Here is a 22,041-nt window from a genome sequence, read left to right on the forward strand (position 1 = left end):
GTGCGTATGAAAATTGTGGCAGGACTCGGATGTATCGACGATTATCCGGCATTTTGTGAGGCGGGAGCGGATGAATTTTTCTGTGGGTATGTGCCGTATGCGTGGACGAAACGGTACGGAACCACGCTGGCATTGAACCGCCGGGAAGTGCTCTGTTATCAGGTACAGTTGGGAGCGTACAGTGAACTGGAGATTCTGGCTGCCATGCGGGAAGACTATCAGCGCCCGGTGCATCTGACCTTTAATTCCCTGTATTACATCCCCGAACAGTATCCGATGATCGAGGAGATTATCCGAAGCTGTATGGATCTTGGCTTTCAGAGTTTTATTCTGGCGGATCCAGCACTGATGGTATATCTGCGGCAGCAGGGGGTGGACTGTCAGATCCATCTGAGTGGAGAGACGGGAGAAAATAACCGCAAAATGGTGGAAACTTTTCAGAATCTGGATCTGAAACGTATGATTTTTCACCGAAAGAATACGATAGAAGATATGGCATCCATGATCGCGGCAGAGAAGGAAGCAGGAGGAAAACGAAGCAGGACGGAATTTGAAGCGTTTGTGCTGAACGAACTGTGTCAGTTTTCCGGAAGTTTCTGCCATTCCCTGCACTGCGATGAACTGGGACATCTGTGTCGCACACCCTACTGGCTGCGACCGCAGAAAGCAGAAGATCCCGGATGGAAGAAACGGCTGGAAACATTCCGAGAAGAAGGGAAATCCGCGGTTTCTTCCGAACCGGAATATTTAGAAATGGAAGATGATCTGTGTGGCGCGAGTGGATGCGGTCTGTGTGCGCTGTACCGGTTACAGGAAGCCGGCATCACGCACCTGAAACTGGTGGGGCGTGGCAATCACAGTGAGGATATGAAAGCAGATATTCAGAATCTTCACAAATCTCTGACAATTCTGAAAACAGCAGGGAGTGAAGCAGAATATTGCAGACAGATGAAACAACAGATTTTCCCGAATGGATGCAGCAGCCAATGCTATTATAGATGATATGCACAAAAAGGATATGCGCAAATTATTACAAAGCGACAAATTACAGAAAAGTAAAAGAAAAAAGGACACATGTCCTATCCGAAAGTGTAAAATGTGCATATACTGAGCATACAGAAATGAGTGAGACGTAAGCAACTTGCAAAGAGAAAAACGATTTACCGGATGACCGGAAAAAGAAGGGAGAAAGAAACATGAAGAAAAGAGCAGCAGCATTCCTGCTGGCAGGTATCCTGTCGATGTCCATGCTGGCAGGCTGTGGCAGCGGAAATGACGGACAGGGGGATACAGCAAACGATGTGATGAAGGTTGCGATGATTACCGACTCCGGTGATATCACCGACCAGAGTTTTAACCAGATGACCTACGAAGCCTGTAAAGCATGGGGCGAAGAAAACGATATCGAATTTAACTATTACAAACCGCAGAGCGACTCTGATGAGGCGAGAACCGCCAGTGTGGATCAGGCAGTTGCCGACGGAGCGAATGTGATCGTGCTGTCCGGTTATGTATTTGCACCGACTGTCATTGACGAGTCCGACCTGTACCCGGACATCAAATTCCTGGCACTCGACGTAAGTGCCGGAGATATCTGTGAAAAAGGAATCGGTCAGGGATACGATTACAACCCGGATCACTATAATGTAAAAGATTATTATCATTCAGAAAATGTATTCTGCTGTACTTACCAGGAAGAACTTTCCGGTTACATGGCAGGTTACGCGGCAGTAAAACTTGGCTACCGTCATCTTGGATTCCTCGGCGGTATGGCAGTTCCGGCAGTAAACCGTTACGGTTACGGCTATGTACAGGGTGCTGATCAGGCAGCAAAAGAACTTGGCATCACCGATGAAGTACAGGTGGAATATGTATGTGGCGGTCAGTTCTACGGCGATGCGGACATCACCGCTTATATGGATACCTGGTTTGGTTCCAAAGGCGTGGAAATCGTATTTGCCTGTGGCGGTGGTATCTATACATCCGCAGCGGAAGCGGCAGTCAAGACCGGCGGCAAGATCATCGGTGTAGACCTTGACCAGTCCGCAACCATTGATGAGTATGAAGACGGTTTGACCGTGACATCTGCGATGAAAGGTCTGCAGGTAACCATTGACAACGTGCTGAGCGCGATCAAAGGCGGTACCTGGGATGCATATGCCGGAGAGATGGAAAACCTCGGTCTGGAATCCGCAAACCCGGAAGAAAACTATGTACAGCTTCCGGAAACAACCACCCAGTGGGATGACAACTTTACCGTAGATGATTACAGAGATCTGGTACAGAGAATGTACGATTGCGAACTGACCGTATCCGGTGACACCACCAGCTTCCCGGAGACGGAGATCCAGGCAACCGACTACGGCAGCATCAAATAAAAGGAAGATAGAAAAAGGAGAAAACTATGAGCGAATACGTCATTGAAATGCTGAACATAACCAAACGGTTCCCTGGCATCGTGGCAAATGATAATATCACGCTGCAGCTGAAAAAAGGTGAGATCCACGCACTCCTGGGAGAAAACGGTGCAGGAAAATCCACCCTGATGAGCGTACTGTTTGGCTTATATCAGCCGGAAGAAGGAGAAATCCACAAAAACGGAAAAAAAGTAGACATACAGGATCCGAACGATGCCAACACACTGGGCATCGGTATGGTACACCAGCATTTTAAACTGGTGGAATGTTTTACTGTCCTGGATAACATCATGCTGGGTGTGGAAACCACGACAAAAGGCGGTTTCTTGAAAAAAGACGAGGCGAGAAAGAAAGTCCTGGCACTTTCTGAAAAATATGGTCTGGAAGTAGACCCGGACGCAAAGATCGAAGATATCACCGTAGGTATGCAGCAGAGAACCGAGATATTAAAGATGCTTTACCGTGACAACGAAGTTCTGATCTTCGACGAGCCGACCGCTGTGCTGACACCGCAGGAGATCCAGGAACTGATGACCATCATGAAAAACCTGGCAGCAGAAGGAAAGAGTATTCTGTTTATCACCCATAAACTGGCAGAGATCATGGCAGTTGCCGACCGCTGCAGCGTCCTTCGAAAAGGAAAATACATCGGAACCGTAGATATCAAAGACACCACACCGGAAAAATTATCTGCGATGATGGTAGGTCGTGACGTAAACTTCGTGGTAAAGAAGAAACCAGCACAGCCGAAAGAAGTGGTGTTGAGCGTCAAAAATATGACCGTGGCATCCAAACGCCACAAAAATAGCGCAGTCAATCACGTATCCTTCGATGTGCGGAGAGGTGAGATCGTCTGCATCGCCGGCATCGACGGCAACGGGCAGACAGAGTTGGTGTACGGTCTGTCTGGACTGGAGCCTTTAAAAGAAGGAACCATCACGATGAACGGACAGGACATTACAAATATGTCCATCCGAAACCGTATCACCTCCGGTATGAGCCATATCCCGGAAGACCGTCACAAACACGGTCTGGTGCTGGATTACTCACTGGAAGACAATATCATTCTGGAACGGTATTTTGAGCCGGAATTTACGAATAAATTTGGATTCCTGAAAAGAAAAGCGATCCGTTCCTATGCAAACCGCCTGATCAAACAGTATGATATCCGTTCCGGTCAGGGTGCGATCACAACCGTTCGTTCCATGTCCGGTGGTAATCAGCAGAAAGCGATCATCGCAAGAGAGATCGACAAGAATCCGGAATTTCTGATCGCCGTACAGCCGACCCGTGGTCTGGATGTAGGAGCCATCGAATATATCCACAAACAGCTGGTAGCAGAAAGAGATGCCGGAAAAGGAGTACTGTTAGTCAGCCTGGAACTGGATGAGGTCATGAACGTATCTGACCGGATTCTGGTAATGTACGAAGGGGAAATCGTAGGAGAATTTGATCCGAAGAAAGTTTCCGTAGAAGAACTGGGACTGTATATGGCAGGCTCAAAGAGAAAGGGGACAAAAGAAAATGGATAAAAAACAGAAGCTGTTGAGAAATAATGCTTTTCAGACGGTGCTTGCCTCCCTGATCTGTATCGCAATCGGTCTTCTGATCGGTTATATCGTACTGCTGATCATCAATCCGGCGGGCGCAGGAAAAGCAATCGTGGCAATTATGAAGAACTTTTTCTACTATCCGAATGCAGCGGCGGCAACGAAGTATTTCGGTACGACACTGATCAAGGCATCTGCCCTGTTAATGTGTGCGCTGTCCGTATTATTTGCCTACAAAGCGGGCTTATTTAACATCGGTGCAGCCGGACAGTATGTCGTAGGTGCGGGCGGATGTCTGTACATGGCACTGAAATTTGAGATGCCGTGGTATGTATGCCTTCTGGCAGGTGTGATCGTGGCAGCTATCGTCGGAGGAATCTCCGGTGCACTGAAAGCGTACTTAAATGTAAACGAAGTTATCTCCTGTATCATGCTGAACTGGATCTCTCTGTACGGCGTGAACATGCTGCTGACAACGGTAAAAGATACTTCCACACCGTATACCAAACTGCTGTTTAACTTCAATCAGAAAGCCATGCTCCCGAAACTGGGTCTGGATCAGTTGTTTCATAACAAATACATGACCATCGGTGTACCGTTAGCCATCCTGATGGCAATCCTGGTATGGGTGATCCTGTCCAAAACAAAATTCGGTTATGAATTAAAGGCAACCGGAAGCAACAGACAGGCAGCAAAATACTGTGGTATGAAAGAAAAGAGAAATATCATCGTGACCATGATGATCGCAGGCGGTCTGGCAGGATTTGGCGCAGGCGTCTTCTACTTAAGCGGTATCGAGCAGTGGATGGTACAGCAGACCAGCGTACCGGCAATGGGATTTAACGGAATCGCAGCTGCGTTCCTTGGCGGCCTGCATCCGATCGGAACCCTGTTTGCTTCTTACTTTATCCAGCATATCACCAGCGGTGGAACCTATGTGGATACCACGTTATACTGTACACAGATTTCTGATCTGATCTCAGCCTTTATCATTTATCTGTGCGCGTTTGTATTTTTCTTCAAACGCTGGCTGAACCGTTATCTGGATAAGAAAGAAGAGAAAGGAGGTACCCGCTGATGTTGTTACTGATTCAATATACATTAATTTTCGCCTCTGTACTGGCGCTGGTAGCCCTTGGCGGCTGCTTTTCGGAACACAGTGGTGTCATCAACATCGGGCTGGAAGGAATCATGGTTATGGGAGCACTCGGCGGAGCCCTGGCGATGAAATTCGTTCCGGCAGGCGTACCGGCGATCGTGATGTTTTTACTAGTCGTTCTGGCAAGCCTTCTGATGGGTGTACTGTTTTCCCTGCTTCTTGGTGTGGCAGCTATTAACTTCAATGCCGACCAGACACTGGTAGGTACTGCACTGAACCTGATGGGAACAGCGGCAGCCGTTGTCATCGTAAGAGCCATCAACGTGGCAGAGAACCCGGACAACGTATCCTCCACGATCGTATACCGGAAAGCAAAACAGGTATTTCTGGTAAATATCGGAGATTTTGAATTTAACTGGTTTATGCTGATCGTCGTACTCGTTCTGATCGCAGCACATATTGTACTGTACAAAACAAGATTCGGACTGCGCCTCTGTGCATGTGGCGAACATCCGCAGGCAGCAGATTCCGTAGGTATCTCCGTATACAAAATGCGCTACGCCGGTGTCCTGATCTCCGGAGCACTCGGCGGACTTGGCGGTCTGGTCTATATCACCGCCGGTGTCAGCGAATGGAAATTTGAGAATGGTGTGGCAGGTTTTGGTTTCCTTGCACTTGCCGTTATGATTTTCGGTCAGTGGAAACCGGTCAATATCGGACTGGCAGCCCTGTTATTCGGATTCTTCCGTGCACTGTCCAACGTGTATACAGGATTTGCCCCGTTAGTGGCACTGAAACTGCCAAGCAGTTTATATAACATGCTTCCGTATATTATTTCTCTGGTTGTTCTGGCATTTATCTCTAGAAAATCCAGAGCACCGAAAGCGGAAGGTATCCCGTACGATAAGGGACAGAGATAAAAATAAAAAATACATCAACTGTCCGGCAAACATTGGGATAACGCCGGACAGCTGCAAAAAGAAACAGAGAGAGGGTATAAACATGAAAAATTATTCAGAAGATGCAAGCAGACAGTATCATATTCAGGTAGCAAAAGGAGAAGTGGGACGCTATGTGATCCTGCCGGGTGACCCGAAACGCTGTGCAAAGATTGCAAAATATTTTGATGATCCGGTTCTTGTAGCGGACAACAGAGAATATGTAACGTATACAGGAACTCTTGATGGGGTAAAAGTAAGTGTGACCTCCACCGGTATCGGCGGACCGTCCGCATCCATCGCAATGGAAGAACTGTATCGCTGCGGTGCAGACACCTTTATCCGTATCGGTACGTGTGGCGGTATGCAGACAGAAGTAAAGAGCGGTGATGTGATCGTTGCCACCGGAGCGATCCGTATGGAAGGAACTAGCAAAGAGTACGCACCGATCGAGTTCCCGGCAGTGGCAGATCTGTCCGTGACCAATGCACTGGTGGAAGCTGCAAAAGCAGAAGGCTGCCAGTATCATACCGGTGTGGTACAGTGCAAAGACGCTTTTTACGGTCAGCATGAGCCGGAGACAAAACCGGTCAGCTACGAACTGATGAACAAATGGGAGGCATGGAAACGCATGGGCTGCCTCGCTTCCGAGATGGAATCCGCAGCACTCTTTATCGTGGCAAGCCACCTGAGAGTCCGCGCTGGCTCCTGTTTCCTGGTCGTAGCCAATCAGGAAAGAGAAAAACTGGGACTGGAAAACCCGGTGGTACACGATACCGAAAAAGCGATCCAGGTAGCCGTACAGGCAATCCGTAACATGATCAAAGCAGACCAGAACAAATAATTTCATTCTGGATTCAGAGAGGAAGAATAAGTTATGCAGACAAATGAGATCTTAAAACATGTAGACCATACCCTGTTATTACAGGGAGCCACCTGGGAAGAAATCCGTCAGATCTGTGATGACGGTGCAAAATACCAGACCGCATCCGTGTGTATTCCGCCAAGCTATATAAAACAGGCGAGTGAGTATGTACAGGGAAAAGTAGCCATCTGTACCGTTATCGGATTTCCGAACGGCTATATGACCACAGCTACCAAAGCATTTGAAACAAAAGATGCGCTGGAAAACGGTGCCGATGAGATCGATATGGTCATCAACATCGGATGGCTGAAAGACAAAAAATACGATGCGATCGAAAACGAGATCCGCACCTTAAAAGAAGTATGCGGGGAGAAAGTCCTGAAAGTAATCATCGAAACCTGTCTGCTGACAGACGAAGAGAAGATCAAAATGTGTGAGATCGTAACGCGCGCAGGTGCCGATTATATCAAGACTTCCACCGGATTCTCCACCGGCGGTGCGACTTTTGCCGATATTGAACTGTTTGCGAAACATGTGGGCGAGGGCGTGAAGATCAAGGCAGCAGGCGGCATCTCCAGCATGGACGATGCGGAAAAATTCCTGGAACTCGGCGCGGACCGTCTCGGAACGAGCCGTATCATCAAACTGATCAAAAAGGAAGAAGCAACAGGATATTAAGATTTTAGACGGAAAAGAGGAAACAAGATGGAAAAAAAGCAGATAGAAGAAATGATTGATCTTGCGATCGAACAGCTGCAATACTCCTATGTACCGTATTCTCATTTTCACGTGGGAGCAGCACTGCTGGCAAAAGACGGTCTGTATTACACCGGCTGCAACATTGAAAATGCAGCGTATACACCGACCAACTGTGCGGAGCGTACCGCATTTTTCAAGGCGATAAGCGAAGGCGTACGGGAGTTTGATGCGATCTGTATCGTCGGCGGAAAAGACGGCGTGCTGACCGAATACGCAGCACCGTGTGGCGTGTGCAGACAGGTCATGATGGAATTCTGCGATCCGAAAACCTTCAAAGTGATCCTTGCAGTGAGCAAAGAACAATACGATGTGTATACGCTGGAAGAACTTCTTCCACAGGGATTCGGACCGGCAAATCTTGCATAAACGGGATATAATGAAAAAAATGGCAGGAACAGGAGGGACTTAAGATGGAAGCATATAAAAGAATATTTGTAATCGTACTGGACTCTCTGGGTATCGGTGCGATGCCGGATGCGGAACGGTTTGGCGATAAGGGCGTGGATACCTTCGGACATATCCTGGATACCATGGGAACACTGGATATCCCGAACCTGAAAAAACTCGGAATGTTGAACCTTCACAAAGGCGGCAAGATGGAAGGCGTGGAGAACCCGATCGGACGTTACCTTCGCATCGGCGAAACCAGCAACGGCAAAGATACGATGACCGGACACTGGGAAATGATGGGAATCAACACGACAAAACCGTTCAAAACCTTCACGGAAACCGGATTTCCACAGGAACTGATCGGCGAACTGGAAAAGCGCTGTGGTAAGCGTGTCATCGGAAACAAGAGTGCGAGTGGCACGGAGATCATCGAAGAACTGGGAGAAGAAGAGATCAACACCGGAGCGATGATCGTGTATACATCCGCGGATTCCGTGTTACAGATCTGTGGAAATGAAGAGACGTTTGATCTGGCGAATCTGTATCGCTGCTGCGAGATCGCGAGAGAACTGACACTGAAAGATGAGTGGAGAGTGGGACGCGTCATCGCAAGACCGTATATCGGAAAGAAAAAAGGTGAGTTCAAACGCACCAGCAACCGCCACGATTACGCCCTGAAACCGTCCAACGCCACCGCATTAAATGCACTGAAAGATGCAGGCTACGATGTGATCGGCGTAGGAAAGATCAATGATATTTTCTGTGGCGAAGGAATCACAAAGACCTACCACTCCGAAAGTTCGCTACACGGTATGGAGCAGACGGTAGACATCTGCAAAGAGGATTTCCACGGACTGTGTTTTGTTAACCTGGTAGACTTTGATGCTCTGTGGGGACATCGCAGAAACCCGGAGGGTTACGGAAGAGAGATCGAAAAGTTCGACAAAGGACTTGGAAAGCTGATGGAAACCATGCGGGAGGACGATCTGGTGATCCTGACCGCTGACCATGGCAACGATCCGACCTACACCGGAACCGATCATACCAGAGAGTATGTGCCGTTTATCGCCTATGCAAAACAGATGAAAGAGGGCGGCAAACTGCCAAATCAGGATACCTTTGCAATCATTGGTGCCACGATCGCAGAAAACTTCGGGGTACAGATGCCGGAGGGAACGATCGGAACTTCGATTTTAAAAGAACTGGTATAAAAAAGAGAGGTAGAGTATGGAAAAAGCATATTTGTACCAGAGGCTACCGTTTTTAAAAGATGTAAAAAAAGACAGAAGGGAGCAGTTTGAACGGTATTTTCAGACTGCTCCTTTGTGGCTTCTGGATGCGTTCACGGTGGAGACACTGGAAAAAGGAGTGACGTTTGTCCGGGAAAATGATCCGGCGGATACGATCTATCTGGTGGCACAGGGGATCGTGGTAGCCACAGACTATCGGGTGTTCGGAGTGGCGTATGATTACATGCAGTTTAAAAATGTGTATGCTTTTGGCGGAATGGAATTTCTGATGGATCTGGAGGAGTATAAGACGTCGCTGCGGACGGTTACGCGGTGCACGATCGTAAAGATTCCAAGGGCAGTGTTTGAAAAATGGATGTATGCGGATATTCATGCCCTCAAATATGAGGCAAAGCTGGTTGGTGAATATCTGTTAGAGCAGGCGCGAAATGAGCGGAGCCTTCTGCTGATGCAGGGAGCGGACCGGCTGGCGCTGCTGTTTGTGGATTATTTTGAGCAGTACGGACAGGGCGGTGTGTTGTGGGTCAGAGAAGGGCAGAAAAGTCTGGCTGACAAGACAGGCTTTTGTCTGAAAAGCGTCAACCGGGCGGTGAAAAAACTTTCTGAACAGGGATTGATCAAAAAACAGGGGAACCAGATCAAAATCAATCAGGAACAGTATGAGAGAATGAAAGCACAGATTGCGGAAAAGCTGGATATTGACTGAAGCAATAAAAAAGCTGCCGCACAGGGCGACAGCTTATAAAGGGGAGGATAAGTATTTCATCTCTTCTTTCGTTATTCCAGGCCGGAGGGGGGATCCGGCGCAGTTTTTCTTTCGGGCCAATGAAAAGCGTCACGCCTTTGTGTCATCTCCCCACCGGCTATTTATAGTATGACCGGAAAATGAGAAGATATTCAGAAAGAAACACAAAAGTTTCAGATTTTTTCAGAATAAATTTTCTTGTTTCCGGCAGCGAAAAGAATTATAATAATTTGTGTGAATGGAATTGCACAGCAGGTTTACAGGAATTTAACCTGCAATTCATAACTTTTGAACAACGATAGGGGATAATAGAAAACGGGAGTATTTCCCGAACTGAAAAAAGGGGACGATAGATATGCCGACAACATATACGCATGACAAGTTTGGAAAAGATGTATACAAGAAATTACCGGAACATATCAAAGCGGTGATCCGAAAGGGAAAGGGACTGTACCGGATCGGTCAGCACGGACCGGATATTTTCTTTTATTACAAACCGGTTCGCCTGCCGCAGAGCCGGATCAATAAGATCGGACCGCGGATGCACAAAGAACCGGCGTTTGGATTCTTCCAGCAAGGAATCCGGGAGTTTGAGATCAGCCCGTCACCGCAGCTGGCATCGTATCTGTTTGGATTTGCCTGCCATTTTATGCTGGACAGCACCTGCCACGGATATGTGGGAAGGTTTGAGAAGCAGACGGGGATCTCTCACGCGGAGATCGAGACAGAACTTGACCGGTATCTGATGCTGGAGACGGGAAAGGAGCCGAGGGTGTATCTTCCGGCGAGTGTCCTGGATGATTCGGAGGAAAACTGCAGGGTGATCGCGCGGATGTTCCCATCGGTGACACCGAAGCAGATTCACCGGGCGCTGGAGGGACAGAAGATGTATGATAAGCTTCTGACCTGCAGGAATCCGATCAAGGAAAAGATCGTGCTTGGCGGCATGCATGTACTGGGATGTTATGATATCCTGGAAGGTCAGGTGATGCGGGAAAAGGCAAATCCTTCATGCAGGGAGTCAACAACACGGCTGATGGAGCTTTATCAGAAGGCACTGGATGAGACACCGGCGATTCTAGAGAATCTGTATCAGTGTCTGTATGGAACGGGAACGACGCTTTCGAGTCGTTTTTTGAGAGATTATCATTAAGGAAATCTATAAAGAATGAAGGAGGAATGTTTATGACAAATGAGAAGTTTATCGGTTTTACGATGGAGAAGACGAAGCACATTGCGCTGGTTGCTCATGACGGTAAGAAGAAAGAGCTGGTGGAGTGGTGTGACCGGAACAAGGATGTACTGAAGAATCATTTTCTGTGTGGCACGGGTACTACGGCGAAGCTGATCGCGGAGAAGACGGGTCTTCCGGTGAAGGGGTACTGCAGTGGTCCTCTTGGTGGAGATCAGCAGATCGGTTCCCGGATCGTTGAGGGCGGTATCGATTTTCTGGTGTTTTTATGGGATCCGTTAGAGGCACAGCCACACGACCCGGATGTGCGGGCGCTGCTTCGTATCGCGGTGGTTTATGATATTCCGGTTGCGAATAATCTGGCTACGGCGGATTTTCTGCTGACGTCGAAGTTTATGGAGGAGACTTATGAGAGACGAGTGGAGAATTTTAATGTTACGATTCAGGAGAGGGTGAAGGCTTTCCAGAAGTAAGGAGTGTTACTCGGATTTGTTGGATGCTCGGATTATCGGCTATTCGGACGAAAGGGAGCGCAGGCAGGACGGGGACGGACAACCGCTGGTAACGCAAAGCTGAGCTAAGCATTAACTACGACTATGTTCACGAGGGTCGGCTGACCCTCGCGAAAGTCTTCGTAAATGCTGGATCTCATCTTTGCTAAAAGCACCAGCATAAGGTTGTCCGTCCCCGTCTTGCCTGCGCTCCCTTTCTGGGTAGTGGTGGGGGGAGGAAGAGTAAGGCAAGGGGAAGTGGCTGGAAAGTTCTTTTGGATAAGTGAGAAAAGTGTACTTGAATGATAAAAGATTCTGAAAATTTAAAAGAATAAAATAAATTATAAAAAACTATTGACAAAATAAGGAAGAAGAGTTACTATATACTCAACAAAAGAAAAGAACGAAACACAATAATAAAGGAACTTGAAAGAGAGGTACAGACCACCAGAAACTTAACGTAAAGTTCAAAGGCAGCATCCCTCCAGATGTAATTTTCAAGAAAGGAAGGTACGGACCACCGAAAACGTAAAGGTACACCTAAAAAACAAATTTTAAGAAAGTCAGGTACAGTCCAATGAGAAAGTAAGGATTTACCCCATTTAAAAATTTAAAAAAGCAGGAGGTACAGACCACCAGAAAGTTTATGATTTACCTTATAATTTAAGAAAGAGAGGTTATGCAATGATAGAGCCGGCAATGTAAGGTGAGTATCGAATCGTAAAGAAGATTTCGGTACTCACTTTTTTGTGTGGTCTGGAGCATGAGAAAACGTGATTTGTGCTTGAAAATCTGCGGTATTTCGTTTATACTAAAGAGAGTCACACGGAAGTGTCTGGACTACTGAAAGAAAATTATATGAGCAGTAGCAGATCCGTGGAGTATAATTTACCAATTGAATTGAAGGAAGGTACAGTAATCATGGGATTATTAAAACAGTGGAGAGATGTTGCATACTCTCAGCAGGCAGATAAAGCGAAACTGCAGAAATTCTGGGCAGAATATTTTGTAATTGAAAAAGGGATCTACGAACAGCTGCTTTCCAATCCGGATGAAGTAGTACGTGGAACTGTTAAGGAACTGGCTGATAAATATAAAGTCAATGTTATGACAATGACAGGTTTCTTGGATGGTATTAATGACAGTTTAAAGGTTCAGAACCCGATCGAAGAGATGGAAGAAGATACCGAAGTCAATCTGGGATTTGATAAAGAGCTGCTTTACAAGAACATGGTAGACGCAAAAGCAGACTGGCTGTATGAGCTGCCGATGTGGGATGAGATCTTCACACCGGAGAAGAAGAAAACTCTGTACATGGAACAGAAGAAATCCGGCACGATCATCAAAGGTGCAAAAGTTGGAAGAAACGATCCGTGTCCATGTGGAAGCGGAAAGAAATACAAATTCTGTTGCGGAAGATAAGGAAAATGCAAAAGAGCGGGGAGCAGAGAAACTACCCGCTCTTTTTCGTGTGCGCCTTGCGGCGCACGTTTCTAATGGGTGAAAGTCTTGAACCAAATCTTTTCGAATAAAATAATAGCCAAGTTAGGATATACCTCCATGTTTGACTATTATCTAGTAGTTTATGTAAACTAAAGAACCGCCTTGGTACGGAACCGTATGCCAGGTGGTGTGGTAGGATGTAAATAAAATAATTATTTACATCCTACCCGATTATAGGTGAAAGTTCGTATTTATACGAAAAAACTGGCAGTTACCGTGAGAACGGTGGCTGTGTATAAGAAAGATAGGAGGAACGTATGGGAGTTATTACGATCCTGTTGGGAATGATATTTATTTTGTATTACATAGCAGGTGTCCGATACGCCGGTTACCGGGTGTCCGGGTTGTGGATCTGGCTGGTGGCGGGGCTGTTGCTGGCTGCCTGGGGCGGATGTCGGATCGGATGTAAGATTGCCGGTATTCCGTTTTTTGTGCCGGGAGCCGTAGTTGTTATCCTGAGAGTCTGTATCCTGGCTGGTCTTGGAATGTTTTTTTATCTGGAATATCAGATCGGAACCGGGATGAAGGCGCAGGGTGTGGAAAATCTCGATTATATCATCGTGCTGGGATGCCAGGTGAAGGGAACGAAGCCGAGCAGAGCATTAAAAGACCGGCTGGATACCGCAAAAGAGTATCTGCGTGCGAATCCGGAGACGATTGCGATTTTGTCCGGAGGACAGGGAAAACTGGAAGAAATCTCGGAGGCGGAGTGCATGTGCCGGTATCTGGTAAATGCAGGAATCAGCAAAGAGAGGTTATTGATGGAAGCGAAATCCACAACGACCAGACAGAATCTCCGGTTCAGCCGAAAATATATGGATTATCAGCATGATGAGGTGGGTATTATCACCAACAATTTCCATGTATACCGGGGTGTCCTGCTGGCAAAAAGGTATGGATATCAGAGAGTCTGTGGTATCGCAGCACCGTGTAAGAGTGTCCTGCTGTATCACTATCGGGTGCGGGAAGCATTTGCATTGGCAAGGGAAATGTTGCATAAAAGATAAACATATATTTTGTGCAAAATAAAAAAATAAAAAAGAATATATATAAAATATATTGACGCACAAACGAAAATGCGATAGAATCACTTTAACGTGGTAATATAAGAAAGAAATTCAGTGAAGAGAAGAAGTAGAAACAGTGTAAGCGTTTTCAGAGAGCTGCCGGTGGTGAGAGACAGTAACCTTCCTGCTTTGAAGATCATCTCTGAGAAGGAAAGTCGAAAGAAGGATCGAATAGGCTTTCACGGGCGTTTCCCGTTACAGAAACCGCGTATGCTGGTGCGTTGTATTCGTGCTTGTTTCAAGGAGGAAACAGGGTGGTTGCGGAATATTTTTATCCGTCCCGAGTTCGGGGCGGATTTTTTTACTTTACAGGAAATTGCTTCCCTGTAAAGTAAAAAAATCCGCGAGGATGCGCACTGCGGCGTATAAGGTAGATGCCGCAAGCGACCGCCGCAATAATCAAAATTGATCTACTGGATCAATTATTGATATGCAATGCAACGAGAAAAATTCGCGAAGCGTATTTTTCTCGTTATGCAAAAAATCACCTGAAAGAAAAAAGAAACCGGACACGATACGGCTAGTCAAAAAAACAAGGGAGGATGCGTAATGAAAACGTACAAAAAAATCATGAACGGCGTAGCTATGGTGGAAAAGCTGATTCTTGTCCTGGCTACGATCCTGATTGTGGTGCTTACTGTGGGCAATGTATTATCCCGTAAGCTCCTTCACCAGTCCTGGTCATTTACCGAAGAACTTGTCGTTGCGGTATTTGTACTGATCACGCTGATGGCTGCTGCTTTGGCCGCACGTGACGGGGAGCTGGTTAATCTGTCACTGGTTCCGGACAGACTGTCCGCGAAAGGACAGAAGGTACTGATGGTGATCAACACAGTTCTGAGTGTTGCATTTACTGTAGTGCTGTTTAAATATGGTCTGGACAAGGTTATCACTCAGTTAGAGAACGGAAAGAGAACGTTCGTACTGAACTGGCCGGAATGGATCTTCTGGTCTTTCGTGCCGATCGGAGCAGCCTGCATGGCACTTCATATGATTGAATATTTTGTTGACTATTGTGTAAAGAGCAAAAAAGATAAGGAGGGACAGGAAAAATGATCAGTGCGGTATTATTTGTTTCGTTTTTTGTATTCCTGATCCTTGGAATCCCGATCGGTATCTGCCTGGGATTATCATCGATCTGTGCGATCCTGTACTCCGGTACTTCACTGACGATCGTGGCAACCAACATGTATTCCGGTATCAGCAAATTCCTGTTGCTGGCAATCCCGTTCTTCGTATTGTCCGGTAACATCATGGCAAAAGCCGGTATTTCCAAACGACTGATCCGTTTCGTTGATACCTGCGTGGGACACACCAGAGGTGGTATCGCAATCGTGTGTGTTATCGTAGCCTGCTTCTTTGGAGCAATCTCCGGTTCCGGTCCGGCAACCGTTGCCGCACTGGGTATGGTACTGATCCCGGCGATGATCGAGCGTGGCGGATTTTCCGCACCGTTTTCCACGGCACTGATGGCGACTTCGAGTTCGATCGCGATCGTCATTCCGCCGAGTATCGCATTTGTCGTATATGCGTCTATCACAGGCGTATCCATCGCAGATATGTTTACCGCAGGTATCGTTCCTGGTATCCTGATGGGTGTGGCTCTGGTGATCGTTGTTATGCTGGAGGCAAGAAAACACAACATCCAGCCGACACAGAAAAAAGCAAGTGCCAAAGAGAGATGGGATGCGTTCAAAGATGCATTCTGGGGCTTCCTGATGCCGGTTATCATCCTTGGCGGTATCTACGGAAGTATTTTCACACCGACCGAGGCAGCAGCCGTATCCGTTGTATACGGTCTGTTTGTAGGATTATTTATCTATAAAGATATCAAGATCAAAGATCTGTGGGATCTGATGGTAGATTCTGCGAAGACCACCGGTGGTATCATGCTGATCGTGGCAAGTGCCTCCCTGTTCTCCTTCGTATGTACCAAATTCGGTATCGCACAGGCAGCTTCCGATCTGCTTGGAAGCGTAGCGCATAACCAGTTTGTATTCCTTCTGATCGTCAATGTGATCTTCCTGATCGCAGGATGCTTTATTGATGCAAACTCTGCCATGTACATCTTTATCCCGATCATGCTGCCGGTATGTAAGGCACTGGGATACGATGTCGTAGCATTTGGTATCGTGGCAACGGTCAACCTGGCCATCGGACAGGTAACTCCTCCGGTAGGTGTCAACCTGTTTGTTGCGATTTCTGTCAAATTGAAAAAAGGAATGGAAGTTACCATTCAGCAGATTTCCAAGGCTGTTATGCCGATGATCGGAGCGTCTGTGGTTGTACTGTTACTGATCACCTATATTCCCGGAATTTCGACCTTCCTGCCGAAAGCACTGGCCGGAGAAAATGGTGCTTACAGCGGAACGGTAACGGCTTCTTCTGACAGTGCAGACGATGCACAAGACAGCACCGGTGGTTCCGAAGATTCCTATAATGATATCGCAGATTACAGTGATCTTGGCTGGGAAGAGCAGACCTGGAACTTCACCTGTTCCACCACAGAAACCAGTACCTGGGCAGAAGGTGGAAGAAAATTCGGAGAACTGATGGAGAAGGCAACCGGCGGTAAGATCAAAGTCAATGTTTATGCAGCCGATCAGCTGACAAACGGAAACCAGTCCGAAGGTATTCAGGCACTGATGAACGGAGATCCGGTACAGATTTCCATGCACAGCAACCTGATCTACTCTGCATTTGATCCGAGATTTAACGTAGTATCTTTACCGTTCCTGTTTGATTCTGTAGAAGATGCAGATGCGAAACTCGACGGAGAAGCAGGAGAAAAACTGAAAGCAATCCTGGATGAATACAATCTGCACTGCATGGGTATTGCAGAAAACGGATTCCGTCAGCTGACCAACAGCAGACAGGAAGTAAAATCCGTCGAAGATATGAAGAACCTGAAGATCCGTGTGGCAGGAAGTAACCTGCTGATGGAATGCTACAAGAGATGGGGCGCAGATGCGACCAACATGAACTGGTCCGAAACCTACACCGCACTGCAGCAGAAGACCGTAGAGGGCCAGGAAAATCCGCTGCCGGCAATCGATGCAGCAAGTGTACAGGAAGTACAGCCGTACTGTTCACTGTGGGATGCCAACTATGACTGTCTGTTCTTCTGTATCAACGGAGATATCTACGACAGCCTGACACCGGAACAGCAGGCCGTTGTTGATGAAGCCGGACAGAAAGCGGTAGATTATGAACGTGAGATCAACCGTGCCGGAGATGATGAGATCATGACTCGCTGGCAGGAAGAAAATGGCGTGACGATCACAAAGAATGAAGAGATGGATATCGACTCCTTCAAGGAAGCAGTAGATGGTATCGATGAGTGGTATCAGAAAGAGCTGGAAGATCAGGGATATGAGGATGCCGCAGATCTGATCGCTGCATTTACCAGCAATGCGGGAAGTGCTTCTGCCGGAACGTATGATGTGGAAGATCACAGTGATCTGGGTTGGACAGAGCAGACCTGGAACTTCACCTGCTCTACCACAGAAACCAGTACCTGGGCAGAAGGCGGAAGAAAATTCGGTGAACTGGTAGAAAAAGCGACAGGCGGTAAAATTAAAGTCAATGTTTATGCAGCAGATCAGCTGACCAACGGAAACCAGTCGGAAGGTATTCAGGCTCTGATCGATGGAGATCCGGTACAGATTTCCATGCACAGCAACCTGATCTATTCTGCTTTTGACCCGAGATTTAATGTGGTATCCTTACCGTTCCTGTTTGATTCTGTAGAAGATGCCGATGCAAAGCTTGACGGAGAGGCAGGAGAAAAACTGAAAGCAATCCTGGATGAATATGGACTGCATTGTATGGGAATTGCAGAAAATGGCTTCCGCCAGCTGACCAACAGCAGACAGGAAGTCAGATCCGTAGAAGATATGAAAAACCTGAAGATTCGTGTGGCAGGAAGTAACCTGCTGATGGAGTGTTATAAGAGATGGGGCGCAGATGCGACCAACATGAACTGGTCCGAAACTTATACGGCCCTGCAGCAGAAAACCGTAGAAGGACAGGAGAATCCGCTGCCGGCCATCGATGCAGCCAGTGTGCAGGAAGTACAGCCATATTGTTCTCTGTGGAACGCCAACTATGACTGCCTGTTCTTCTGCATCAACGCAGACATCTACAACAGCCTGACACCGGAACAGCAGGAAGTCATCGATGAGTGCGGAAAACTCGCTACCGACTATGAACGTGAGATCAACCGCGCCGGAGATGACGAGATTATGAGCCGCTGGCAGAATGAAAATGGTGTAACCATTACAAAGAAGGAAGATATGGATATCGATTCCTTCAAGAATGCCGTAGACGGAATCGATGAGTGGTATCAGAAAGAACTGGAAAACCAGGGATACGATGATGCCAAAGAACTGATTGCTGCATTTCAGTAAGAAGTGAATAAAAAAGCGTGAAAAGGAACAAACAAGGTTCTTTTCCACGCTTTTTTCACTTTCTGAAGGCAGAAAGTGAAAAATATGCTATAATGAGCGGGAATGAGTAAAAATGAATGAATCTGCAAGGAGATAAGATTGTGAAAAAAGAGGACAGTATGTTGTTATCAGATCCTTTTGAAAAATTAAAACTGTTGCTGGATCAGGGAGAATTTGAACTTCTGGAAGATGAGGAAGAGAAAAATAAAGGAAATCGATACCGTCTGGTGTATCTGATGAATGATGCTGTGGAGAGTTTTCTTGTTCTGGAAAACGGTCGTATGACCGGGGAATATCAGCGAGAGTATGACGGTGAGATCGAGGCAGAACTGCGGGAATATGAGGGAACAGAAACATTTCGGGAGACAACGGAAGGCAGAAAGAAAAAATATGTTCTGACAGTCCATCAGGGAGAATCTGTCTGTACGTTACTGTTTACAGGATTAAAAGAAGAAGTTTCTTTGTACAATTATGGCGAAATCGGTCATTTTTGGGTAAAAGGGTATGAATACCTGCGTCAGCTGGAGTACACCTTTGCCATTCTCCGGGATAAACGGGAGTATCTGGGTGACAGATATTGCAACAGGCGCGAACAGAAGCTTGCGGCGCTGGCGGATTTTCCACCGTTGAATTACACCTGTTATCCGGCAATCAGCAAAGAATATCTTGTAGAACGGGACGATGCGTGGCGTCCGACCGGACAGGCGCTGGCTGTGATGGAAGAACTTCTGAAAGAAGTCGGCGATAAACAGCTGTTACGGCTGGTGCGTCTGTATGCGATGTTTCCGGTGAAAATACTGACAAGATATATCGCCATGCAGCTTCACAGAAGCAAACACAAAAAAGTGGCGCAAGTCCTGTTGCAGCAGGTACGGCAGGCGGCAAAAGCCTATCCGGAACGAAAATTCTCCGGAAAAGAAGAAAAACAGTTCCGGGAGCAGAGAAAACGAGCACAGGACTATGCGAAAGAGTGGGAAGCAAAAGGATACCGGACAGATATTTTTCGGGAGGAACCGTTTGTAGCATCGAGAGATTCGATTGAAGGAAAATATTATGTAATGATCTGGAAAAAAGGCTTCCGGAACCAGAAGGCGAAGATTGAAGAAATCCTGTAAAACCGAGCACAAAAAGCAATGCATAGTAAAATTTTCAGGAATAACAGTGAGAGTCAGCAGACAGAGAATACAGAGACAAAGAGAGGAAAAGACAATATGAGTTACGCAGTAGTTACACTGAAAAAAGGCGAAGGGCGTACCCTGAAAGCGGGCGGTGCCTGGGTATTTGATAATGAGATCGAGAGTATTACCGGAGGATTTACCAACGGTTCCATCGTGCTGGTGCACGATTTTGACGGCTACCCGATGGGACGCGGATTTATCAATCAGAATTCCAAGATCCGGGTTCGTATGATGACCAGAGACGTTCATCAGGAGATCAACGAAGCATTTTTAAGAATGCGTGTAAAAAATGCATGGGAATACCGGAAGACCACCGTGGATACTTCTTCCTGCCGTCTGATCTTCGGCGAGGCGGATTTCCTTCCGGGACTGACCGTAGATAAATATGAAGATGTGCTGGTGGTGGAGTGTCTGGCACTCGGCATGGAAGCGTTCAAGGAAACCATCGTGAAACTGTTAAAAGAAGTACTGGCGGAAGATGGCGTGATCATCCGCGGTGTCTTCGAGAGAAGCGATGCCAATGAGCGGAAAAAAGAGGGGCTTCCGAAAGTGAAAGGATGGATCGGCGAGCCGTATAAGACGGAAGTGGAGATCGTGGAAAACGGAGTACATTATCTGGTAGATGTGGAGAATGGTCAGAAAACCGGATTTTTCCTGGATCAGAAATACAACCGTCTGGCGATGCAGCGCATCTGCAAGGGAAAACGGGTGCTGGACTGCTTTACCCATATGGGAACGTTCGCCCTGAACGCCGGAATCGCCGGAGCCACAGAGGTAACCGGACTGGATATCTCTGATTATGCAGTCTCCCAGGCAACGGAAAATGCGAAAAGAAACGGACTGGAAGACCGGGTCATCTTCCGTTGTGCGAATGTCTTTGATGAACTTCCGCGCCTGGCGGAAGCGGGAGAGAAATACGATGTCGTGATCCTGGATCCTCCTGCATTTACCAAATCCCGTCAGGCAACTAAAAATGCCATCAAAGGCTATCGCGAGATTAATATCAAGGGACTGAAACTGGTCAAAGACGGCGGCTACCTTGCCACCTGTTCCTGTTCCCATTTCATGACGCAGGAACTCCTTGCAAAAACCGTCCGGGAAGCAGCAAGAAGTGCCCACAAACGCCTCCGCCAGGTAGAATTCCGCACGCAGTCCCCGGATCATCCGATCCTGTGGGCGGCAGATGAGTCGTATTATTTAAAATTTTTTATTTTCCAGGTCGTTGACGAAAAGTAATTTTTTCCGAAAAATAAAAAAATATTTCAAAAAAGCCTGAAAGAGATAATAGGATGTATTTATGGATGCTTGCGGTAGTCGTCGCTTATTTTATCAAAGGTTTGTGTGGCTTTGCCAACACGCTGGTATTTACAGCAATTCTCAGTTTTGGATCGGTAAATGCCAATATTTCTCCAATTGATCTGCTGTTGGGTTATCCGGCCAATGTGATTCTTACCTGGGAAAACCGAAAAAATCTGGATCCGAAAGTGTATATCCCGTTGGCAGTCCTGGTACTGGCAGGCAGTATTCCCGGAGCATTTCTGCTGAAAAATGTGGATGCCAGAGCGATCAAGCTGGTATTTGGAGTGGTAGTAGTCGCACTGGGTGCGGAGATGCTTTCCAGAGAGTACAGCAAAAAACGTGTACCTTCCTCCCGGCTGGTGCTGGCGATCATCGGTGTGGTAGCCGGGGTTTTGTGCGGGCTCTTTGGTGTGGGCGCTTTGCTGGCCGCTTACGTCAATCGCGTGACGGACGAGGACAGCTCATTTAAGGCAAATATCAGCGCGGTCTTTATTGTGGACAACACATTTCGCATTATTTTATACAGTGCACTTGGATTACTTACGTTTGATACGGTTCTGTCCGTCTTGAAACTGATTCCGTTTGCACTTTTGGGGCTGTTTTTGGGAATCAAATGCAGCAATCATATGGATGGAAAAAATGTTAAGAAGATTACATCGGTATTGCTGGTACTGTCCGGTATTTCGCTGATTTTGAAAAATCTTTAAAAATGCAGGAACAATGCAGGAAAAGAAGTAAAAAAATAGGATTAAACAGCAATGTGATATTGTTGCGAATCCAACCATCGGTGTATTTTTGGCTGAGCCGATTGCGGATTTTGTGGCTGTTTGTACGACGGGGAGTTTATTTT

19 protein-coding genes and 1 other annotated feature are annotated in these 22,041 nt (G+C 47.0%); all 19 genes read left to right on the forward strand.

Annotation, left to right across the window (positions count from 1 at the left end):
* The first annotated feature begins 6 nt into the window (after window positions 1–6).
* Window positions 7–1,002, forward strand: a complete 996-nt coding sequence (locus ETP43_RS05200) for a U32 family peptidase (protein WP_129257277.1) — start codon at window positions 7–9, stop codon at window positions 1,000–1,002.
* 194 nt (window positions 1,003–1,196) lie between these two features.
* The gene (locus ETP43_RS05205) at window positions 1,197–2,378 is read left to right on the forward strand and encodes a BMP family lipoprotein (protein ID WP_129257278.1); all 1,182 of its coding nucleotides are present in this window, start codon (window positions 1,197–1,199) and stop codon (window positions 2,376–2,378) included.
* A 26-nt stretch (window positions 2,379–2,404) separates the two neighbouring features.
* Complete coding sequence (locus ETP43_RS05210; protein ID WP_129257279.1) at window positions 2,405–3,949, forward strand: ABC transporter ATP-binding protein; 1,545 nt, start codon at window positions 2,405–2,407, stop codon at window positions 3,947–3,949.
* Window positions 3,942–5,045, forward strand: a complete 1,104-nt coding sequence (locus ETP43_RS05215) for an ABC transporter permease (RefSeq protein WP_129257280.1) — start codon at window positions 3,942–3,944, stop codon at window positions 5,043–5,045. Before ETP43_RS05210 ends, ETP43_RS05215 begins: the two co-directional genes overlap by 8 nt.
* Entirely contained in the window at window positions 5,045–5,986 is a 942-nt protein-coding gene (locus tag ETP43_RS05220; RefSeq protein ID WP_129257281.1) for an ABC transporter permease, read from the forward strand. Before ETP43_RS05215 ends, ETP43_RS05220 begins: the two co-directional genes overlap by 1 nt.
* A gap of 82 nt (window positions 5,987–6,068) precedes the next feature.
* On the forward strand, window positions 6,069–6,848 hold the full coding sequence (gene udp, locus ETP43_RS05225; protein WP_022399685.1) for a uridine phosphorylase: 780 nt from the start codon (window positions 6,069–6,071) through the stop codon (window positions 6,846–6,848).
* Window positions 6,849–6,881: 33 nt separating this feature from the next.
* Entirely contained in the window at window positions 6,882–7,547 is a 666-nt protein-coding gene (gene deoC / locus ETP43_RS05230; RefSeq protein ID WP_129257282.1) for a deoxyribose-phosphate aldolase, read from the forward strand.
* A 27-nt stretch (window positions 7,548–7,574) separates the two neighbouring features.
* Window positions 7,575–7,994 carry a cytidine deaminase gene (locus ETP43_RS05235; protein ID WP_129257283.1) on the forward strand — a complete coding sequence of 140 codons (420 nt, stop codon included), beginning with the start codon at window positions 7,575–7,577 and terminating at the stop codon, window positions 7,992–7,994.
* A gap of 44 nt (window positions 7,995–8,038) precedes the next feature.
* A complete protein-coding gene (locus ETP43_RS05240) occupies window positions 8,039–9,229 on the forward strand; it encodes a phosphopentomutase (protein ID WP_129257284.1) in 1,191 nt (396 codons plus the stop codon).
* A 16-nt stretch (window positions 9,230–9,245) separates the two neighbouring features.
* Window positions 9,246–9,974, forward strand: a complete 729-nt coding sequence (locus ETP43_RS05245) for a Crp/Fnr family transcriptional regulator (protein WP_129257285.1) — start codon at window positions 9,246–9,248, stop codon at window positions 9,972–9,974.
* 394 nt (window positions 9,975–10,368) lie between these two features.
* Complete coding sequence (locus ETP43_RS05250) at window positions 10,369–11,166, forward strand: zinc dependent phospholipase C family protein (protein ID WP_129257286.1); 798 nt, start codon at window positions 10,369–10,371, stop codon at window positions 11,164–11,166.
* Window positions 11,167–11,198: 32 nt separating this feature from the next.
* Entirely contained in the window at window positions 11,199–11,678 is a 480-nt protein-coding gene (locus ETP43_RS05255; RefSeq protein ID WP_022399679.1) for a methylglyoxal synthase, read from the forward strand.
* Window positions 11,679–12,617: 939 nt separating this feature from the next.
* Complete coding sequence (locus ETP43_RS05260) at window positions 12,618–13,118, forward strand: SEC-C metal-binding domain-containing protein (RefSeq protein ID WP_022173103.1); 501 nt, start codon at window positions 12,618–12,620, stop codon at window positions 13,116–13,118.
* A 338-nt stretch (window positions 13,119–13,456) separates the two neighbouring features.
* Window positions 13,457–14,206 carry a YdcF family protein gene (locus tag ETP43_RS05270; RefSeq protein ID WP_129257287.1) on the forward strand — a complete coding sequence of 250 codons (750 nt, stop codon included), beginning with the start codon at window positions 13,457–13,459 and terminating at the stop codon, window positions 14,204–14,206.
* A gap of 105 nt (window positions 14,207–14,311) precedes the next feature.
* Window positions 14,312–14,552 (forward strand) — a binding site (T-box leader).
* A gap of 263 nt (window positions 14,553–14,815) precedes the next feature.
* A complete protein-coding gene (locus tag ETP43_RS05275; RefSeq protein ID WP_129257288.1) occupies window positions 14,816–15,322 on the forward strand; it encodes a TRAP transporter small permease in 507 nt (168 codons plus the stop codon).
* Complete coding sequence (locus ETP43_RS05280; protein ID WP_129257289.1) at window positions 15,319–18,675, forward strand: TRAP transporter large permease subunit; 3,357 nt, start codon at window positions 15,319–15,321, stop codon at window positions 18,673–18,675. Before ETP43_RS05275 ends, ETP43_RS05280 begins: the two co-directional genes overlap by 4 nt.
* Window positions 18,676–18,791: 116 nt before the next feature.
* Window positions 18,792–19,829 carry a DUF3878 family protein gene (locus ETP43_RS05285; RefSeq protein WP_243114196.1) on the forward strand — a complete coding sequence of 346 codons (1,038 nt, stop codon included), beginning with the start codon at window positions 18,792–18,794 and terminating at the stop codon, window positions 19,827–19,829.
* Between the two features lie 96 nt (window positions 19,830–19,925).
* On the forward strand, window positions 19,926–21,128 hold the full coding sequence (locus ETP43_RS05290) for a class I SAM-dependent rRNA methyltransferase (protein WP_129257290.1): 1,203 nt from the start codon (window positions 19,926–19,928) through the stop codon (window positions 21,126–21,128).
* Window positions 21,129–21,181: 53 nt separating this feature from the next.
* Window positions 21,182–21,898: a sulfite exporter TauE/SafE family protein gene (locus ETP43_RS05295; RefSeq protein WP_129257291.1), complete on the forward strand. Its 717-nt coding sequence runs from the start codon at window positions 21,182–21,184 to the stop codon at window positions 21,896–21,898.
* Window positions 21,899–22,041: the final 143 nt, after the last annotated feature.

The organism is Blautia faecicola (assembly GCF_004123145.1).
Classification (GTDB): domain Bacteria; phylum Bacillota; class Clostridia; order Lachnospirales; family Lachnospiraceae; genus Oliverpabstia; species Oliverpabstia faecicola.

What these genes read in the sequence shown, in the direction of transcription:
- ETP43_RS05200 (WP_129257277.1), top strand. Translation starts at nt 7, where the DNA reads ATGAAAATTGTGGCAGGACTCGGATGTATCGACGATTATCCGGCATTT.
- ETP43_RS05205 (WP_129257278.1), top strand. Translation starts at nt 1,197, where the DNA reads ATGAAGAAAAGAGCAGCAGCATTCCTGCTGGCAGGTATCCTGTCGATG.
- ETP43_RS05210 (WP_129257279.1), top strand. Translation starts at nt 2,405, where the DNA reads ATGAGCGAATACGTCATTGAAATGCTGAACATAACCAAACGGTTCCCT.
- ETP43_RS05215 (WP_129257280.1), top strand. Translation starts at nt 3,942, where the DNA reads ATGGATAAAAAACAGAAGCTGTTGAGAAATAATGCTTTTCAGACGGTG.
- ETP43_RS05220 (WP_129257281.1), top strand. Translation starts at nt 5,045, where the DNA reads ATGTTGTTACTGATTCAATATACATTAATTTTCGCCTCTGTACTGGCG.
- udp (WP_022399685.1), top strand. Translation starts at nt 6,069, where the DNA reads ATGAAAAATTATTCAGAAGATGCAAGCAGACAGTATCATATTCAGGTA.
- deoC (WP_129257282.1), top strand. Translation starts at nt 6,882, where the DNA reads ATGCAGACAAATGAGATCTTAAAACATGTAGACCATACCCTGTTATTA.
- ETP43_RS05235 (WP_129257283.1), top strand. Translation starts at nt 7,575, where the DNA reads ATGGAAAAAAAGCAGATAGAAGAAATGATTGATCTTGCGATCGAACAG.
- ETP43_RS05240 (WP_129257284.1), top strand. Translation starts at nt 8,039, where the DNA reads ATGGAAGCATATAAAAGAATATTTGTAATCGTACTGGACTCTCTGGGT.
- ETP43_RS05245 (WP_129257285.1), top strand. Translation starts at nt 9,246, where the DNA reads ATGGAAAAAGCATATTTGTACCAGAGGCTACCGTTTTTAAAAGATGTA.
- ETP43_RS05250 (WP_129257286.1), top strand. Translation starts at nt 10,369, where the DNA reads ATGCCGACAACATATACGCATGACAAGTTTGGAAAAGATGTATACAAG.
- ETP43_RS05255 (WP_022399679.1), top strand. Translation starts at nt 11,199, where the DNA reads ATGACAAATGAGAAGTTTATCGGTTTTACGATGGAGAAGACGAAGCAC.
- ETP43_RS05260 (WP_022173103.1), top strand. Translation starts at nt 12,618, where the DNA reads ATGGGATTATTAAAACAGTGGAGAGATGTTGCATACTCTCAGCAGGCA.
- ETP43_RS05270 (WP_129257287.1), top strand. Translation starts at nt 13,457, where the DNA reads ATGGGAGTTATTACGATCCTGTTGGGAATGATATTTATTTTGTATTAC.
- ETP43_RS05275 (WP_129257288.1), top strand. Translation starts at nt 14,816, where the DNA reads ATGAAAACGTACAAAAAAATCATGAACGGCGTAGCTATGGTGGAAAAG.
- ETP43_RS05280 (WP_129257289.1), top strand. Translation starts at nt 15,319, where the DNA reads ATGATCAGTGCGGTATTATTTGTTTCGTTTTTTGTATTCCTGATCCTT.
- ETP43_RS05285 (WP_243114196.1), top strand. Translation starts at nt 18,792, where the DNA reads ATGAATCTGCAAGGAGATAAGATTGTGAAAAAAGAGGACAGTATGTTG.
- ETP43_RS05290 (WP_129257290.1), top strand. Translation starts at nt 19,926, where the DNA reads ATGAGTTACGCAGTAGTTACACTGAAAAAAGGCGAAGGGCGTACCCTG.
- ETP43_RS05295 (WP_129257291.1), top strand. Translation starts at nt 21,182, where the DNA reads ATGTATTTATGGATGCTTGCGGTAGTCGTCGCTTATTTTATCAAAGGT.